This is a genomic window from Rheinheimera riviphila (assembly GCF_004005945.1).
Taxonomy (GTDB): Bacteria; Pseudomonadota; Gammaproteobacteria; order Enterobacterales; family Alteromonadaceae; genus Pararheinheimera; species Pararheinheimera riviphila.
The window spans coordinates 92,231-110,066 of the sequence record NZ_SACS01000006.1; the positions used below are offsets into that span (position 1 = coordinate 92,231).

Below are 17,836 nucleotides of genomic sequence, written 5' to 3' on the forward strand. Positions count from 1 at the left end.
ATATGCAAAGCTTTCAGCGATTTGCAAAGTGGCAACCGCCACTCGATCACAAGGCATCTTCAGCAGCACCTGCGGTTGAAATCAGCACGCTCGATTGTCACACCGGTGGCGAACCGCTAAGGATCATCACTGCAGGTTTTCCTGAGCTACAAGGCGATTCAGTGCTGGCGAGGCGCCGTGATTGTCAGCAGCGTTTTGATGGTTTACGCCGGGCGCTGATGTGGGAGCCGCGTGGTCATGCCGATATGTACGGCTGCATTATCGTCTCACCAGAGCGCGCCGACAGTGAGTTTGGGGTGATTTTCCTGCATAACGAAGGCTATAGCACCATGTGTGGTCATGCGATGATTGCGCTGGCCAAAGTGGCAGTGGAAGCCGGCGTGGTGCCAATGACGGAGCCTGTTACTTCCTTTGCAGTCGATGCGCCTTGTGGCCAGATCCGGTTATTTGCTGAGGTCAAGCAAGGGCGGGTGCAGCATTGTTGGTTTCATAATGTGCCATCTTTTGTGGTGGCGAGCGACCAGCCGCTGCATTTGCCGGGCATTGGCGATTTACGCTACACCCTCGCCTATGGCGGTGCTTTTTATGCGTATGTCGACGCGGCCAGTATTGGGTTGTCGCTGGCGGCGAGCAATCACCGGCAAATTATTGACCTGGGTCAGCGCATTAAGCTGGCGCTGGCGGCACAAATTGAGCTTCAGCATCCGTTTGAGCCGGATTTAAATTTTTTATATGGGACTATCTTCTACGGCGCGCCGCTGTCCTCCGGCGCACCGCTCAATTTTAAAGAAGCAAACCATCCAGCCAACACCACCAGCCCAGCCAACATGCGCAACGTCTGTGTGTTTGCCGATGGCGAGCTTGACCGTAGCCCAACCGGCAGCGGCGTTTCCGGTCTTGCCGCCATTTTGCAGCAACAAGGCCAGCTGGCGGTCGGTGAATCCCTGGTGATCGAAAGCATTCTCGGCTCGCAGTTTCAGTTATCCATAGTTGATTTGGTGCAATACGGCCGCTATCCGGCGGTGATCCCGCGGGTGCAAGGTCAGGCTTATGTCACCGGTCGCCAACAGTTTTATCTTGATCCTCAGGACCCCTTTGCAGAAGGATTTATCTTCCGATGAATACAGGAATTCCAATGCTGGCGCCGTTGCAGCCACAGTTTGCCAATCGTCTGGCGGCGTTTCGCCAAGCGATGCAACAAGCCAATCAACAGGCGGCGCTGATTTTTGGCGCTGAGAATTTACGTTATCTGGTGAACTACGCCGGTGAAGCGGCTTGTGTGGTGTTGACCCAGCACAGCGTGGCTTTGATCACCGATTACCGTTTTGAAGCACAGGCGCGGCAGGAATGCGCAGTGGCGCAAAATGGCTGCCGGGTGATTTGTCGTGATCGTGATCAGCAGCGTCTTGGCGAAGCACTGGCGCTGGAGTTTGCGGCGCAGCAAGTGAGCCGTGTCTGGTATGAAGCTGAGTCGGTGAGTGTGCAGCAATGGCAACTGCTGCAACAGGATTTGTCGGCTTTTCACTTCAGCCCTTGCTTACCGGTGCTGACCAGCTTGCGGATGGTGAAAGACGACTGGGAAGTGGTGCAAATTCAGCGGGCGGCGCAAATTGCCGATGCTGCTTTAGCCCAAACCTTGCCACTGTTGCAACCGGGCATCACCGAAATCGATTTTGCCACCGAACTTGAATATCGGTTGAAAAAGCTTGGCGCTGAAGCCTTGTCGTTCGCGACTATTGTTGGTTTTGGCGCACGTTCCGCCTTGCCACATGCTTTGCCTGGCACGCAGCGGCTGAAAAAAGGCGACTTAATTCTGGTGGATTTTGGCGCTGTGGTGAACGGGTATCGCAGTGATATGACCCGCAGTTATGTCGCAGGCAAAGCCGATTTATTGCAGTTGCAGCTGTTTCAGGCGGTGCAACAAGCGCAGCAAGCCGCGTTAAAAGCCGTGAAAGCCGGGGTTTCGGCCAGTGCGTTATTTGCCATTTCCGATCAGGTGTTACAGCGCTCCGAATTTGGGCGTTATGCCGGGCCAGGGCTTGGTCATGGCGTCGGGTTGCAGTTGCACGAACAACCTTTTTTAAGCCCCGGCAACGAGCTGAAATTACCAGCCGGCGCTGTGGTGACCATCGAGCCAGGGGTTTATCTGCCCAATTATGGCGGGCTGCGACTGGAAGATGATGTGCTGGTAACGGCACATGGTTATCTGCAGCTGACCAAAGCGCCCCAGCAGTTTGCGCTGGAATGCTAAGCCAAAACTGCCCTTTTATTTTTAGAGAAGTACGCAATGCAAATTATTAGTGCACAACAAGTGGATCAAGTGCTGGATTTTCCGCTTTTGATCAATGCTTTACAGCAAGGTTTTGCCAAAGAGTTCACGATGCCGCCACGAAAGGTGTGGCCGCTGACACCGGGTTTTCCGGAAGCTTTTGCCTTATTACCGGCCTGGAATGAACAGGTGATTGCGGTGAAAGCCTTTAGTTATTTCCCGAATAATGCCCAGCAACAATTACCTGCGTTACACGCCAGCATTTTGTTGTACCGGCGCGATAACGGCGTGCCACTGGCCTGGGTCGAGGGCAGCAGCGTGACTTGCTGGCGCACCGCCGCAATATCGGCGTTGGCGTCCCGTTATCTGGCGCGGCCGGATTCCCGCACCCTGTTATTACTTGGCAGTGGCCGATTGGCGTTGCCGCTGCTGCAAGCGCATCTGGCGGAACATGATTTACACACTGTGCTGTTGTGGAGCCGTAATCAGGCGGCGGTGCGTCAGCTTAGTCACAAAGTGCAGCAGCTCTATCCACGGCTGCAAGTGCAAGTGGTGCAAGACATCAATGAAGCCTGTCAGCAATCCGACATCATCGTTGCCGCCACCGGTTCAGCGACGCCTTTGCTATTTGGTAAGCATATTCCGCTGGGCTGTCACGTCGACTTGCTTGGGAATCACAGCCCGCAGCAACGCGAATGTGACACTGAGTTAGTCCGGCGCGCTTCGGTCTATGTCGATGATTGCAACAATGTGCTGAATGAAGCGGGCGAGCTGTTGATCCCAATTGCCGAGCAGCAATTTTCCGCGAGCGACATTCGCGCTGAATTGGCTGAACTATGCCGCCGCAATCTGCCAGCGCGGCAACATCGTGATGAAATCACGCTGTTTAAATCCGTAGGTACTGCGCTCAGTGATTTGCTTTGTGCCGAACTCGTATTGCAGCGCCCCTACTTCAACTAGTTAAAAAAACTCAGAGACAAACCGATGAGCACAGTCCGACGTAGCCCTTTTCCGGCGACTTTTTATGTCGCCAATACCATGGAAATTTTCGAACGACTGGCCTGGTACGGCTTTTTCAGTTTGTCTTCTTTGTATATGACGAGCCCAACCAGCCACGGTGGCCTGGGGTTTAGCGATCAGGAGCGGGGTTTATTGCAGGGCATGATCCCGTTTTTGCTGTATTTACTGCCGGTGTTAACTGGCGCGCTGGCCGATCGATACGGCTATCGGCGCATGTTTTTATGCTCTTTTGCGCTGATGGCACCGTCTTATTACCTGCTGGGGCAAGTCGAAACTTTTTGGGCATTTTTTCTGGCTTTTACCGCAGTCGCAGTTGGCGCGGCCTGTTTTAAACCAGTCGTGGTGGGCACCGTCGGCCGTTGTAGTGATGACAGTAATCGCGGCTTGGCCTTTGGCGTTTTTTACACCATGGTCAATATCGGCGGTTTTGTGGGGCCGCTGATCGCGGGTTATTTACGGGCGATCAGTTGGGACTGGGTGTTTGTGATGTCCTCAATCTGGATTTTAATCAACTTTATTCCGGCGCTGTTTTGGTATCGCGATCCGGTGGTCAATACCGCAGATCAGCGCACAGTGCGCCAGGTGTTGCAGGAAATGCTGCAGGTGCTGGGTAATGGCCCTGTAGTGTGTTTTCTGTTGCTGCTGACCGGTTTTTTTACCGCGTACAATCAGCTGTTTATCACCTTGCCGGTGTATTTACGCGATTACGTCGACACCCGCGATTTGGTGCACATGCTGGCGGCCTGGTCACCGGCGCTGCTGGATTATTTTGCCGCGGTGAATATTCCGCAGCTGGCGGCGGCTTTACCTGCGCTGGCGACGAAATTCGCCTCGCTGCCAGCCGCCGAGTGGCAAAGTTTGGTGCTGGAACTGGCGCACCACAAAATTCTATTGCCGCCAGCCGAGATGGCGGCGGGCTTGCAGGCGTTGTCGCAGCAACAACTGAACGCTGAACAGTTGGCCAGCCAGTGGGCTGCTGAATACCGGCAGATCAACCCGGAATATATTGTGAATTTGGGTTTTGCCACCATCGTGCTGGCGCAAATTGCCATCAGTACCTTTATTCAGCGCTGGCCAGCCATGCCGGTGCTGGTGGTTGGTACTTTGGTGATGGCCGCTGGTTTGCTGGGTTGTGGCCTGTCCGGCATGTTGCTGGTTGGCGGTGTGACGGTCGTGGGCGCTGTGGTGGTATTTTCCTGTGGCGAGATGATTGCGTCGCCCAAAAGTCAGGAATATGTCGCCGCCATCGCACCACGCCATCAAACCGCGATGTATATGGGCTACTACTTTGTGGCGATGGCGCTGGGTAATTTATTTGCCGGTTTGTTGTCGGGTTTTGCTTATACCGTCATTGCCAAGCAGCTAAATCAACCCATGCTGATGTGGGTTTTGTTTGCTGGTATTGCAGTGCTGACTGCCGCTGGCATGTTGATATTTCACTTCTGGGTGCAACGACTACACTTAGCTTCACCTGTTCCTTACACTCAGAGTTAGTGGATGGCCGACGCCCCTCTTTGTTGTTATCAGGAAGACGATCCAAAACATTGTTGCCACGAACCGGCCGCTGCGTCCGGCCTTTGTTATTGGCACGATCCGACGATTTGTAAAGACCAGCCCGGCGACAAAGCTGCGTTAGAACTGTACGCCAAAAGTGGTGGTCAGCTGCGTGGTTTAGCGCTTAAACGTGCGCAGCTTACGGGGTTAAATCTGGCTGCCGCACCGGGGCAACCTGGTTACGATTTAAGTTTCACCGATTTATATCGCGCCAATTTACATGGCGCGCATTTGTATAAAGCCAATCTGACCGAAGTGAATCTGATGAAAGCCGACCTGCGTGAGGCCAATGTGCATTGGACCTGCATGCAGCAGGCGAATTTGCTCGGGGTGAAATGGGCTGGCGCGCGGCTTGAAAATATGCAGCTCGGTAAACAATTACGGCAGGAAAAAATCGCCCATCAGGCCGACAAAATTCGCGACCGGGCGCTCGCCAATGATTATTTTGAACAATCAGAAGAAATTTACCGCGACCTTAGAAAAGCCGCTGAGCATGAAGGTTTGTTTGTATTATCAGGCCGTTATATTCAACAGGAACTGCGGATGCGCCGGTTTCAGTATCCGCGTTGGAGTAAACCGAGGTTGCTGTCAAAACTGATTGATGTGTTTTGCGGTTATGGCGAAGAGCCGGTGCGGGTAGTGCTGTTTTCGCTATTGCTGATTTTCCTTTGCGCCATTTGTTATTTTTTCCTTGGCGTGGTCAGCGGCGGCGAGTTGTTGCAGTTTAATCCGGCCGATAGTTTTTGGCAGCAGCTGAAGTTATTCGGCACCTGTTTGTACTATTCAGTGGTGACATTTACCACCCTGGGTTACGGTGACATCACGCCGATTGGCTGGTCGCGGTTATTTGCCGCTTTTGAGGCATTTACCGGCAGTTTTACCATCGCCTTGTTCGTGGTGGTGTTTGTGAAAAAAATGACCCGCTGACAGGCGCAGACATTCGTCTTTTCCGGATTTATCAGCCCAGACGGATTGATTAACGCCCAGCGCTCCCCCATTTCCTGATCAGCTGTATTTCTGCGGCGCCCCCTTTGGGTCGTCGCTTCTATTGACCAAACCGGGGAATGACCATGCTTTATGACTTAACCGTAGTGCAATTTAGCAAAATGCTGAATAACCTGAACGCCATTCTGGCCAAAGCTGAACTTGCCGCGACAGCGAAAAAATACGATGTGTCGGTGCTGTTAAATTCAAGATTGGCACCGGACCAGTTTAACCTGATCCGTCAGGTACAAATTGCCTGCGATACCGCCAAAATTGGTGTGGCCCGCTTAGCCGGTGTCGTCGACAGCGCGCCAAAACATGACGACAGCGAAACCACGTTGGCCGAGCTGCAAACCCGTATTGCGCAAACGCTGGACTATATCAACAGCTTTAAAGCCGAAGATTTGGCCGAAGCAGCTGAGCGTCATATCAGCCAGCCACGCTGGGAAGGTAAATACCTGACTGGCTTAGAGTTTGCGATCCAGCACGCTATCCCGAACCTCTATTTTCACGTGACCACCGCCTACGCTATTTTGCGTCACAACGGTGTTGATGTTGGTAAAAAAGACTATTTGGGTGCAATGCCGTACAAGGTGTAAGTCCCTGAGTTTATTGAGGTCAGCAGCTGATGCTGGCCTCGTCTTGTTCATTCTGTGATCCCCGCTCTACCTACCACATCCTGCTCAAACTTCCAGCTCATTGATCTTTAACCACTTTATTACATAAATGACGATTAACTGGTCGTATTCCGTTTTTAATAAATTTCACCACACACTAAGGCATTGAATCATATGCTTATTTTTATTGGCATCTAACTTGCCATTTGTATCGGCCTGCAAGGCAAATAGCCGAACTATGATTCAAAAAAACGGAAATCCTTTATGAATAAAATATTCTTTAATGCGCAGCAGCAACTGAGAAATGGTTGGTGGGTATTGGTGTTTATCGCCATTCTTGCCCTGTCACGTCAACTTTATAAACCGACCAGAGATTGGCTGGCTGGTCTTGGCGCCAGCACCATGCAGCTCGAACCGCTGGCACTGGTGTTTTTATTGTTAGTCAGTTGGAGTTGTGTGTTGTTACGAAGACAACGACTGGCCGATCTGGGGCTGGCTTTGAATTCACGCTGGTGGCAACAGTTACTGTTTGGGACTGCTGCTGGTATGTCGATGATGGCTGTGATTGCGTTGCTGATGTGGTCTTTTTCAGCAGCAACTTTTGGTATCAATCCTAAGTTTCAAGCCGCAGATTTAGTCTTAGGCGCATATTTGCTGTTGTTAGGCGCGGCGCTGGAAGAGTTACTGTTTCGGGGTTTTGTCTTTCAGCGATTGATCGATGGGCTGGGCGTCTGGCCAACCCAGCTATTATTTGCCGCTGTTTTTGCCGCCGGACACTGGGAAAATCCTGGCCTTGAAGGCAGTGCCAAAGTGGTGGCAATGCTGGATCTGGCTTTAGCTTCATTGTTGCTTGGTCTGGCTTATCTAAAAACCCGCAGCCTGGCGTTGCCGCTGGGTCTGCATTTTGGCTGGAATTGGGCACAAGGGTATCTGCTGGGGTTTCAGGTCAGTGGCTATGAGCATAACGGCTGGTTGTTACCACAGCTGCAAGCAAAACCAGACTGGCTGACCGGCGGCAGTTTTGGGGCCGAAGCCTCGATATTTGCAGTCTTTGTTGATTGTCTGGCGATCTGGTTGTTATGGCGCTGGCGTGGGGTGGCACAAACGTCAACTGCCGCTGAATTTAAGCCGGACTCAACAAAAGCTCTAGCTTTACCAACCTAATATTAGACCTGAACTAAATTCGCGCGGGCTGTCAGCTCCACCCGCTGTCGCAATAACTGCAGCAGCGGGCTTTCGCTTTGCCAATAATGCCAGTACAGCGGTGTATCCAGAAAATAACCGGGGGATAAATCAATAAGTTGGCCAGAATCCAGCAAGTGCTGACTTTGCAATTCCGGGAGCAAACCAAAACCGAGTCCGGCCAGCACTGAGCGGACAAAACCTTCGGAAGATGGGCACAAATGTACCCGCTGCGGTGTGGCTCCGGCGATGTCCTGCAAATACTGATGTTGCAGTTGGTCGTCCTGACTGAACACCATACAAGGTAAAGCGGTAATTTTTTCTGCCAGGTTTTCAGTGAGTTGATGCCGTTTTACAAAATCGCGACTTGCTACTGCACGATAACGTAGCGCTCCCAGGTACAACACTGCACCGCCATTCACTGGCTGCGCCGCGTCACAAACACAGGCCATGACGTCACCTTGTTTCATCCGTTTTAAGCCAACCGACTGATCTTCAACCACTAAATCAAACTGCACGCCTGGATGTTCCGGTAGCACCAAAGCTTGTGGCAACCAGGTTGCCAGCGAGTCGGCGTTAGTGGCAAGACGCACCACCAAATGTTCAGGATCATCAGTCAGCCCCAGCGCCGCTTCCATTTGCCGTACTTGTTGCAAGTGATTTAGCAGCCGCTGGCCGGTAGCGGTGGCGACCGGCGGCGTGGTTCGCAGCAACACCGGCTGGCCGAGCAACGCTTCCAGCTGTTTGATGCGGCGGCTGATGGCCGATTGGGTTAAACACAGCTGCTGCGCGGCTTTTTCAAACCCTTGTTGTGCAATGACCGCGGCTAAAGCTTGCAGGAGTCGGTAGTCAATCATGATTAAAACTCATGGCATCTGAAAATTATTCGTTGGATTCATTGTAGTGTGGATCTTTAGACTGTCGCCAGTGTTGTTGTGAGTGTCCTACGGCAGATCTGCATTTTTGAGGAAAGAACCTATGTTGTCATTTTTTACCGGCTTTACTGTCGGACTCAGTCTGATTGTCGCCATCGGCGCGCAGAATATCTGGGTGCTGAGCCAAAGTATGGCCGGTGCGAATCGGCTGGTGATAGCGCTGGTCTGCATCAGCTGCGATGCGCTACTGATTATCACCGGCGTATACAGCGTGCAGTGGCTACAACAAATTATTCCACCGCTGGTGCCGGTGCTGACCTGGTGTGGCGTGCTGATGTTGTTATGGCTGGCTTATGGCGCAGCACGTCGCGCCTGGCAAGGCAGTGCCGGGCTGCTGGCAACGCAACAAGTACAGGTCAAACCCTGGCAACAAACTGCTTTAACCGCACTTGCGATTACCTTGCTGAATCCGCATGTGTATCTGGATACCGTAGTATTGATCGGCGGCGTCGGCACCTTGCAACCACAACCGGGTTGGTTCACCATCGGTGCTTGTCTGGCGTCCCTGCTATGGTTTAGTAGTCTGACTGCTTTGGCACCCAAGCTAAAAACCGTGTTAAGTTCACCCAAACGCTGGCGGATGTTTGATGCGCTGGTGGCGATGACGTTAACCGGGATAGCGCTGAAATTGGCAGTGGCTTGATGATTTATTGCATATAAGGAAGGGAGTTTTACTGATGCACTTTTTATTGATTTACGATATCGCTGCCGATTATCTGCAACGCCGCGGCGAGTTCCGGATGGCGCACTTGGCGTTGGCCTGGCAGGCCGCTGAGCGCGGAGAATTGTTGCTTGGTGGTGCGGTCGGCGATCCGGCAGATGGCGCCATGTTGCTATTTCGCTGTGACAGTGCCGATATTCCGGCCGCTTTTGCCAAAGCTGATCCCTATGTGCTGAACGGATTGGTTGCACGCTGGCAGGTGAAACCCTGGAATACTGTGGTTGGGGATGGTGCGACGATGCCGGTTAGACCTTAATTATTGTATGGGTTAAGGTTATCGCAGTAGTTTTTTTCAGGTAACTCACACCGCCCTCATTACAAGTTAGTGAGTTTCCACCTCACTTTTTTCAGGATAGATTTGCTGGCCTATTCTGGCGATATGCTCAAGCAGTGCTTTGCTTTGGATGTCGTGCAGCGCTTTCAAATCGACCTGCCATGGCAGATCTGTTTCGTCGAAAGCCAGTGCAATTTGGGCCAGTTGATGCCGGTCCAACAAGTTCCCTGTGACGGCTAAGTCGATATCACTGCGAGTATTCATCGTGCCTTTTGCACGGGAACCAAACAATACTGCTTTTTCGATGGCCGGAAATTGTGCTAGTACCTGCCGGATCATCTGCAATTGGGCGGGAGTGAAACCATAAACATCGTTCATCTCAGCTCGGATCCAGAATTTCTTGTAATAAACTGAGGCGCCACTCTGATAACATCGGCAGATACTCAGCACCGATGGACTGCAATACCACTTCAAATTTCGCGCTATCGTAAGTGTGGCTCATTAAATTTCTGTCGCCAATCATCCGTAACCATACTTCCGCGTCTTCAATGTATTTCGACTGGTAGGCTAACCGCACCACGGCTCGGGGTGATATTTGGTCGATAATCAGCCCATCATGTTCCATTTTGTCTTTCAGCACTTTCCAAGCGAGTTCAAAAGTGAATTCAAATCGTTGGATCACGCCTTCTTTTTCAAGCTGGTTAAATTGCTGAAAATCTTGTTCCATCGCTTCACGCAACAAACTAAAGGCGCGTTGAAAATTCTCGAATCTTTGTTGCCAGCGGATATCTTGCATAGGTGGTTATTCTTTCGTCAGTTGTTTGCCAGAGTATACTGCGAAATAGGAGGGAGGAGCTATTTCAGCCAACAGGTATGTCGCCCCCAATTTCTGTTGCCATTAAAAGAGCTCGCTGTGAGAAGCTATTCTGGCTAATTGCAGGGTGTCAGCGGTAATGCGGTAGATCAGCACGAGATCAGGCTTAATGTGGCAATCGCGAAAGCCATACCAGTTGCCGTGTAGTGGGTGATCCACATTCTTGGCGGCTAGTGATTCGCCGCGTTGGAGCTGAGAAATAATATCGCCAACTTCCAAAATGTCTGGAATTGGCATTTTAGTAATTTTTTTGAAGTCTTTTTTGAATTGTGTCGAAAATTCAAGGCTGAGCATTTAGCACTTTGCCGACAGTCAGTTCATTTAACATGGCATCCACAGAATCGCTGCGCTGACCTTTACCTTCCACCAGTTCCTTCATCGCTGCTGCGGTTACAGCATTTGGTTGCGGTGCTTTGAGCTCAAAAGGAATGCCGCCATAATTAATCACGGCGCGGGCGAATAGCTTTAACGCTTGGGACGGGCTTAAGCCAACTTCATCACAAATAGTGGTAAATGCGACTTTGGTTTCATGATCGATGCGCGTGCTGAGCATATCATTTTTCATCAGAATTACTCCGGTTTGTGTTGCAATGTAATACATCGTAGCACATTGACGAGCTTAGTTGCCGGTGGATGGTTCAACTCAGTTCTTTTTAGCTCGCCCTTCGCACAAAGCAACTCCGGGGTAAGCCAGAGTTAAATTGAAAAGGTTACTTTTCGCTGGTTAGTCGGAACACAACGTTGATACCTTGTTGAATTTCTATCGTTTTTGGAATAAACATCGTAAGATTCTTCTCATTGTCTCCGACGTTGAATGCTTTAGCTTGATATGTTTCTTCCCGAGCGCCAAAGGCTGCAAAAAAATTACCGAAACCCGAAGCTTGTGACATCGCATACACCGAATGTATTTTATTGCCCAAACTTTGTGCCATGCGTTCTGCTTGTTTTGCTGCGTCTTTGGCGGCAGCGATGACTAATTCCGCCTCCAGTTGTTCTCTTAAACTACTGTCAAATCGAGTATAAAGGCCGGAAATATGATTGAGTTTTAACAGCTCGTCGGCCAGTTCGGGATAATGCTCAAGTTGTGTCAGTTGTAGTGTAAAGGTCCGACTCATTTCGTAGCCGAACACTTGTAAATCGTCATAACTTTCACCACGTTGCCTTTTCACCTCTTTTTCTAAATCTGAAGCTTCCAAAGCGTTCAGCGGAATTTTAAGTTGCCGTAAGAGAGAAGTGAGTTTGCTTGAAGTTTCAGCTACTTGTTGCAAAGCGACTGCTGAATCTTTATGGAATACCAAGACTAGGATGCGAATGGTCGCAATGTCCGGTTTCACCGATCGCTCGGCACTGCCGGTAGTGACGACAAAAGGAAAGTCAGGCAGGCTTTTAGCAAAAGTTGGCTGACTGATGCAAAGCAGCAAACTCAGCATTACCAAGGGAAATTTTAGTATTTGTTCCTTCATTCGATGATGCTCCTTAGTTAAATGGATCCCAAATTTGTGACTTACTTTAACAAAGTTGAAAAAAGTGAACATGCGTTTTTTAAAGTCGTATCAGCTCCATTTGTCCGCTATTCACTTAAAAGTTCAGATACTAAAACCAACCACCGGCAACTGCGCAGTGAGCAGTCAAGAGTGAGTGCCGGAGGCGCGAACGGGCGAACGGAGTAGTTGCCGATGGGTGGTTGCAACGATGTGCGTGGCGTACTGCCGCTTTGCGGCGAGTAACGCCCTACTGACTCGCCCTACTATACGTTGAAGGTTTTCAGGACGGGTCAAAACCAATAAAAAAAGGGCTGATTATCAATCAGCCCTTTTCAGATTCTTCGTCAATCGACAAAAGGTACTAGTTACCCATCAACCCGCTCAAACACCGTGGCAATACCCTGGCCTAAACCGATACACATGGTGGCTAAACCGTATTTGCCGCCTTTGCTTTCCATCACGTTGAGTAAAGTGGTGGAAATACGTGAGCCGGAGCAACCCAGCGGGTGACCGAGTGCAATGGCGCCGCCGTTGAGGTTGATTTTGGTTTCTTTCACTTCGAGCAAACCTAAGTCTTTCATTACCGGCAGAGCCTGCGCAGCAAAAGCTTCGTTCAGCTCAAAAAAGTCGATTTGACCAATGTCTAAACCAGCGGCTTTTAACGCTTTTTTCGACGCTGGGACCGGACCGTAACCCATAATCGACGGGTCGCAACCTGCCACACCCATGCCGATGACGCGGGCGCGGATTTTCAGGCCTAAAGCGCGGGCTTTATCTTCGCTCATCACCAGCATGGCGGATGCACCATCGGATAACGCCGAAGAAGTTCCAGCAGTGACAGTACCGTTGGCAGGGTCAAATACCGGACGCAGCGCTGCTAAAGATTCAACCGTCGTTTCCGGACGAATCACTTCGTCGGTATCAAACAGCTTCAGCACGCCATCCGCATCATGGCCTAAACAGGGCAGAATTTCGTTTTTAAACCGACCTTCTAAGGTGGCTTCGTGCGCTAAACGGTGTGAACGGGCACCAAATTCGTCTTGTTCCTGCCGGCTGATGCCATGCATTTTACCAAGTAATTCAGCAGTTAAGCCCATCATGCCGGCGGCTTTTGCTACTGATACACCGAGGCCTGGGTGGAAATCGACACCGTGGGTCATCGGCACATGGCCCATATGCTCGACCCCGCCGATTAAATACACTTCACCCATGCCCATGGCAATCGAGCGCACCGCGTCATGCAGCGCTTGCATCGACGAACCGCACAGACGGTTGACGGTTACTGCAGGCACCGAATGCGGAATGCCGGCTAATAACGCTGCGTTACGCGCCACGTTAAAACCCTGTTCCAGCGTTTGTTGCACACAGCCCCAAATCACGTCGTCAATCTCGCTGGGATCAAGACCAGGGTTACGTTCTAAAATACCGCTCATCACATAAGCAGACAGTTGTTCAGCACGGACATTACGGAAAATACCGGCTTTGGAGCGACCCATTGGGGTCCGGATGCAGTCGACAATCACAGCTTGTTTCATGGTAATTCTCCGCAATTAAACCGGGTAAAACACTTGGCCGTTGGCAGCCATAGCGCGGGTTTTGTCAGTCACCTGGTAGATTTCACCCAGGTGTGCGTATTGGTCAGCTAAAGCGACAAAGTTGGCCAGGCCAATGGTGTCGGCATAACGCAGCGGACCACCGCGAAACGGAGGGAAACCTAAACCGTAAATCAAGCCCATATCAGCTTCAGCTGCTGATGCCACAATGCCTTCTTCTAAACAACGGATCGCTTCGTTGATCATTGGCACCATAGTGCGGGCAATAATTTCATCGGCAGAGAAATCTTTGGCTAGTGCTGCGATGCCTGCTAACAAAGCGGCACTGGCAGCATCTAAGTCTTTTTTCGGTTTGCCTTTGGCGTCTTTACTGTACGCGTAAAAACCAACACCGTTTTTCTGACCAAAACGCTGCGCATGATACATAGCGCTGACCGGATCGTTATCGACTTTGGCCATCCTTGTGGGGAAACCCGCGGCCATTACGTCGGTACAATGATGGGCGGTGTCTAAACCAACCACGTCCAGCAAATAGGCCGGGCCCATTGGCCAGCCGAATTGTTTTTCCATCACTTTATCGACTTTTGCAAAGTCAGCGCCATCCAGCACCAATTTGCTAAAACCAGCAAAATACGGGAACAACACGCGATTGACGTAAAAACCAGGGCAGTCGTTGACCACAATCGGCGATTTACCCATTTTGGCCGCATAAGCCACTACCGCAGCGATGGTTTCATCCGAGGTATCTTTACCACGGATAATTTCCACCAACGGCATTTGATGTACCGGGTTAAAGAAGTGCATACCGCAGAAGCGGCTTGGATTTTCTAAATTCGCCGCTAAGGTATTGATAGAAATTGTTGAAGTGTTGGAAGTGATAATCGCATCCGGGCCCACCACCGATTCGATTTCTTTTAGCACAGCGCCTTTGATTTTCGGGTTTTCGACTACGGCTTCGACCACGATGTCGACACCTTTGACGGTGTCGTTCGACAGTGTTGGCGTAATAGACGCAACCACTTTGGCCATACCGGCCGCGTCTAATCGTTTGCGCTCAACCAGTTTGCCTAACAGCTTAATGGCTTCGCCCATGCCCAATTGCAGTGCTTTGTCGTTGATGTCTTTCATCACCACCGGCACGCCTTTTGAGGCTGACTGGTACGCAATGCCACCACCCATAATGCCAGCGCCTAACACGGCGGCTTTGTTGATGGCTTTTTTCGCCAGTTTGCCGGCTTGTTTGGCTTTGCCTTTGATCAGCTGGTCGTTTAAAAACAAACCAATTTGCGCCGTGGCAGCATCGGTTTTGGCCAGTTTGGCAAAACCGGCGTTTTCCAGCGCCACAGCACCGGCACGGTCTAACCGCGCCGCTTTTTCAATGGTTTCAACCGCTAGCATCGGCGCCGGGTAATGTTTACCGGCGGTGGCGAACACCATGCCTTTGGCGGTGCTGAAGCTCATGGTGGCTTCGGTTTTATTTAGTTTCAGTGGCGATAACTTGGCTGCGCGCTTTTTGCGCCAGTCCAGCTTGCCGGCAATGGCGTCTTGCACCATCGATAAGGCTGCGGCCATCAGTTTATCCGGAGCAACCACGGCATCGACTGCGCCTTCTTTTAACGCTTGTTCAGCGCCACGCTCTTTACCGGTGGTGATCCATTCCATCGCGGTGTCTGCACCAACGATGCGTGGTAAACGAGCGGTACCGCCAAAACCTGGCATCAGGCCCAGTTTCACTTCAGGTAAACCGATTTTGGTGCTGGTGTCAGCCACGCGGTAATCCGCGGTCAATGACCATTCACAACCGCCGCCTAAGGCAAAACCTTTTAATGCAACGACGGTTGGAACTGGTAAGTCTTCGGCAAGGTCGAAGATGTCTGACGCTTGTTTAATCCACGGGATTAAATCGGCTTCTGGTTTTTGGAAAGTGGCAAGGAATTCAGTAATATCAGCACCAACGATAAAGGTTTCTTTGCTGCTGTTGTAAATCAGGCCTTTGAGTTTTTCATCTTTATGCAGGATTTCCAGCGCTGCGCGGCAATCAGCCAGCGTTTGCTGGTCAAATTTATTTACCGAGCCGGCTGCGTTAAAGGTAAACTCGGCAATACCGTCGGCAATGTATTGCACGGTAATGCTGGAACTCTGGTAGATCATGGATGTTCTCCTTCGTCGCGTAGGTGACAGATGCTTTTATTTTCGCAACAGGTCAGATGAGTCTTGTGCGGGTCCAGTGTGTCGCGGTTCAGAAAAAAATTCAACCGTTAATTAAACGCTTGTTTGAATTTGCCGTCGACGCCTGTGTAACTATAGGTGGTATTTATACAGATGTGGCAAGCTAACTTCGGGTTTTCCGGAACAACCGCGCTTAGGCAATCGGCAGCTTTGCTGGCAACTGCTTTGGTATTTTTGTGCAGTATCAGTGCCTTAGCTGCACCTTCTGATCAGGTGCTGCGCGAGCGTTTCCTCAAAGCCGAAAAGACCATTCATAAAGTCACACCAGAGCAAGCCGGCAAGATGCTGCGCGATTTACATCAGTATCCGCTCAAGCCCTATATCGAACTGGAAGTGCTAAGCCGCTCGCTGAAAGACACCGTTAAAGTCAAAGAGTTCATTAAACGCCACCAAGGCACGCCGCTGGAGTGGACCTTAAAAAAACGCTGGTTGATGTATCTGGCCGGTGTTGGTTTAACTCAACCTTATTTAAAAAACTATGCGATGGGCACCGATGTGGTGCTGGATTGTTACGCATTGCAATTGCGCCTGATCAATCAGCCGCCGGCCGACGTGTGGCCGGAAGTGACGCAGCTGTGGACCGTCGGTAAATCGTTGCCAAAAGAATGTGATGCGCTGTTTAGTAAATGGCAAAAAGCCGGTCAGCGCACGCCGGAAGTGATTTGGGCACGCTTGAGTAAAGTGGCCGATGGTGGTGATACCCGGATTATTCCGTACCTGCGTACCTTGCTGCCGAAAAACCTGCAGTACCTTGGTGATAAATGGAAACATGCCATTGAAAACCCAGGGTTAGTACAACGGCAAAAATTCCTGCCGCTGAAACATCGTTGGGAGCGGGAAATTCTGGCTTATGCGCTGAAAAAGATGGTCTGGAAACAACCAGAGCAAGCGCTGCGCGTCTGGCAACGGTTTGAATCCGATCCGCAATTTACCAAGTCGCAGCGGATTGATGTGGCGCGGCAATTTGCCATTGCGCTGGCCAGTAAAGACGACCCGCGCGCCGCCAAATTTATGCCGATGGTGCCGGTTGAGCTCAAAGACGACTTATTTATTCAGTGGCAACTGACCTGGTTACTGCGACAAAACCAATGGCAACAAGTGCAGGATTTGATTCTGGAATTGCCGGCGGAAAGTCAAAGTGACGATAGCCTGCAGTACTGGCTGGCGCGGGCGTACCAGCAAACCGGCTTGCTGGAAAAAGGCGATCAACTGCTGGCTAATGTTGCGGTGCAACGCAGTTATTATGGCTTTATGGCGGCAGCAAAACTGGGGCTGAAACCGAGTCTGGCGCACCGGCCGGTGCCGATTAGCGCTGAGCAATATCAGGCGTTTAAAAAGAGTGATTCGATTGTCCGGATGTATGAATGGCAGGCGATTGGCCGGCCGAATGCCGCCAAACGTGAGCTGAGTTTCCTGCAAAAGTACGGCTCCGAGACGCAAAAGTTTGGCGCTGCCAAATACGCCTACGATAAAGGCTGGTACGACAGAGCGATTTTTGCGCTGGCCGATGCCGGTTATTGGGATGATGTTGATATGCGCTTCCCAATGGTGTTTAACAACGAAATTCAAAAGCATGCCAAAGCCGCCCGGGTTGATCCGGCCTGGGCAATGGCGATTACCCGCCGCGAAAGTACCTTTATTCCAACGGCGAAGTCGCCGGTCGGCGCCCATGGTTTAATGCAAATTATGCCGCAAACCGCCAAGCATATTACTGGTCGACGAGTGCCGGTGCAGAACCTGTACAACCCCAATACCAATATCGATATGGGTACCGATTATCTCAACTACTTAATGCGCCAGAACAATAACAATCTGGTATTCGCGACTGCTTCTTATAATGCCGGTTACAGCAGAGTGAAAACCTGGCTGCCGAAAAACCGCCAGATGCCACTGGATATCTGGATTGAAACGATTCCGTTTAAAGAAACCCGCGAGTACGTTAAAGCGGTACTGGCCTATTATCAGATTTACAATATCCGGATGAATCAGCCACGGGATGTGTTTGTGCCTTTGAGTACGATGCAGGTAGGCGAGACGACCTGATTGCTGCTGGCGCAGTGATTGCAGTATTCTTGATGCCGGATAAGATGAATATGTACATGCCGTTTTGCTGCTCGCGAACACGGCATTGCCAATAATA

18 protein-coding genes are annotated in these 17,836 nt (G+C 51.0%); 10 read left to right on the plus strand and 8 right to left on the minus strand.

The genetic code is table 11. The annotated features are described in order from the left end of the window. The first annotated feature begins 2 nt into the window (after window positions 1-2). The 7 genes from EOE67_RS07625 to EOE67_RS07655 all read left to right on the plus strand — a co-directional run bounded on the left by EOE67_RS07625 (window position 3) and on the right by EOE67_RS07655 (window position 7,608). A complete protein-coding gene (locus tag EOE67_RS07625; RefSeq protein WP_127698441.1) occupies window positions 3-1,121 on the plus strand; it encodes a proline racemase family protein in 1,119 nt (372 codons plus the stop codon). Next, window positions 1,118-2,251, plus strand: a complete 1,134-nt coding sequence (locus tag EOE67_RS07630; RefSeq protein WP_127698442.1) for a M24 family metallopeptidase — start codon at window positions 1,118-1,120, stop codon at window positions 2,249-2,251. The genes EOE67_RS07625 and EOE67_RS07630 overlap by 4 nt, the downstream gene beginning before the upstream one ends. A gap of 36 nt (window positions 2,252-2,287) precedes the next feature. Continuing rightward, complete coding sequence (gene lhpI, locus EOE67_RS07635; RefSeq protein ID WP_127698443.1) at window positions 2,288-3,229, plus strand: bifunctional Delta(1)-pyrroline-2-carboxylate/Delta(1)-piperideine-2-carboxylate reductase; 942 nt, start codon at window positions 2,288-2,290, stop codon at window positions 3,227-3,229. A 24-nt stretch (window positions 3,230-3,253) separates the two neighbouring features. Beyond that, a complete protein-coding gene (locus EOE67_RS07640) occupies window positions 3,254-4,783 on the plus strand; it encodes an MFS transporter (RefSeq protein WP_127698444.1) in 1,530 nt (509 codons plus the stop codon). A 3-nt stretch (window positions 4,784-4,786) separates the two neighbouring features. Beyond that, a complete protein-coding gene (locus EOE67_RS07645) occupies window positions 4,787-5,770 on the plus strand; it encodes a pentapeptide repeat-containing protein (RefSeq protein ID WP_127698445.1) in 984 nt (327 codons plus the stop codon). A 143-nt stretch (window positions 5,771-5,913) separates the two neighbouring features. Continuing rightward, the gene (locus EOE67_RS07650) at window positions 5,914-6,426 is read left to right on the plus strand and encodes a DUF1993 domain-containing protein (protein WP_127698446.1); all 513 of its coding nucleotides are present in this window, start codon (window positions 5,914-5,916) and stop codon (window positions 6,424-6,426) included. 282 nt (window positions 6,427-6,708) lie between these two features. Next, complete coding sequence (locus EOE67_RS07655) at window positions 6,709-7,608, plus strand: CPBP family glutamic-type intramembrane protease (protein ID WP_127698447.1); 900 nt, start codon at window positions 6,709-6,711, stop codon at window positions 7,606-7,608. Window positions 7,609-7,610: 2 nt separating this feature from the next. Here the strand turns inward: EOE67_RS07655 and EOE67_RS07660 are convergent, their stop codons facing one another. After that, complete coding sequence (locus tag EOE67_RS07660; RefSeq protein ID WP_127698448.1) at window positions 7,611-8,483, minus strand: LysR family transcriptional regulator ArgP; 873 nt, start codon at window positions 8,481-8,483, stop codon at window positions 7,611-7,613. Between the two features lie 121 nt (window positions 8,484-8,604). On the opposite strand from EOE67_RS07660, the gene EOE67_RS07665 reads away from it, so the two are divergent. Both EOE67_RS07665 and EOE67_RS07670 read left to right on the plus strand, forming a co-directional pair. Further along, the gene (locus EOE67_RS07665; protein WP_206099513.1) at window positions 8,605-9,204 is read left to right on the plus strand and encodes a LysE/ArgO family amino acid transporter; all 600 of its coding nucleotides are present in this window, start codon (window positions 8,605-8,607) and stop codon (window positions 9,202-9,204) included. Window positions 9,205-9,238: 34 nt separating this feature from the next. Then, a complete protein-coding gene (locus EOE67_RS07670) occupies window positions 9,239-9,538 on the plus strand; it encodes a YciI-like protein (protein ID WP_127698449.1) in 300 nt (99 codons plus the stop codon). Window positions 9,539-9,604: 66 nt separating this feature from the next. Here the strand turns inward: EOE67_RS07670 and EOE67_RS07675 are convergent, their stop codons facing one another. From EOE67_RS07675 to fadB, 7 genes are all read right to left on the minus strand, one after another. Beyond that, window positions 9,605-9,934, minus strand: coding sequence for a nucleotidyltransferase domain-containing protein (locus tag EOE67_RS07675; protein WP_127698450.1), 330 nt, complete (start codon window positions 9,932-9,934; stop codon window positions 9,605-9,607). Between the two features lies 1 nt (window position 9,935). Beyond that, the gene (locus EOE67_RS07680; RefSeq protein ID WP_127698451.1) at window positions 9,936-10,352 is read right to left on the minus strand and encodes a nucleotidyltransferase substrate binding protein; all 417 of its coding nucleotides are present in this window, start codon (window positions 10,350-10,352) and stop codon (window positions 9,936-9,938) included. A 102-nt stretch (window positions 10,353-10,454) separates the two neighbouring features. Continuing rightward, complete coding sequence (locus tag EOE67_RS07685) at window positions 10,455-10,724, minus strand: type II toxin-antitoxin system YafQ family toxin (protein ID WP_127698452.1); 270 nt, start codon at window positions 10,722-10,724, stop codon at window positions 10,455-10,457. Then, entirely contained in the window at window positions 10,711-10,995 is a 285-nt protein-coding gene (locus tag EOE67_RS07690; protein ID WP_164852249.1) for a type II toxin-antitoxin system RelB/DinJ family antitoxin, read from the minus strand. The genes EOE67_RS07685 and EOE67_RS07690 overlap by 14 nt, the downstream gene beginning before the upstream one ends. 145 nt (window positions 10,996-11,140) lie before the next feature. Further along, window positions 11,141-11,893: an SIMPL domain-containing protein gene (locus EOE67_RS07695; RefSeq protein ID WP_206099515.1), complete on the minus strand. Its 753-nt coding sequence runs from the start codon at window positions 11,891-11,893 to the stop codon at window positions 11,141-11,143. Between the two features lie 386 nt (window positions 11,894-12,279). Beyond that, on the minus strand, window positions 12,280-13,449 hold the full coding sequence (fadA, locus tag EOE67_RS07700) for an acetyl-CoA C-acyltransferase FadA (protein WP_127698453.1): 1,170 nt from the start codon (window positions 13,447-13,449) through the stop codon (window positions 12,280-12,282). Window positions 13,450-13,464: 15 nt separating this feature from the next. Beyond that, entirely contained in the window at window positions 13,465-15,618 is a 2,154-nt protein-coding gene (gene fadB / locus EOE67_RS07705) for a fatty acid oxidation complex subunit alpha FadB (RefSeq protein WP_127698454.1), read from the minus strand. A gap of 171 nt (window positions 15,619-15,789) precedes the next feature. Between fadB and EOE67_RS07710 the strand changes: the two genes are divergently transcribed. Beyond that, window positions 15,790-17,739, plus strand: coding sequence for a transglycosylase SLT domain-containing protein (locus EOE67_RS07710; protein WP_127698455.1), 1,950 nt, complete (start codon window positions 15,790-15,792; stop codon window positions 17,737-17,739). Window positions 17,740-17,836: the final 97 nt, after the last annotated feature.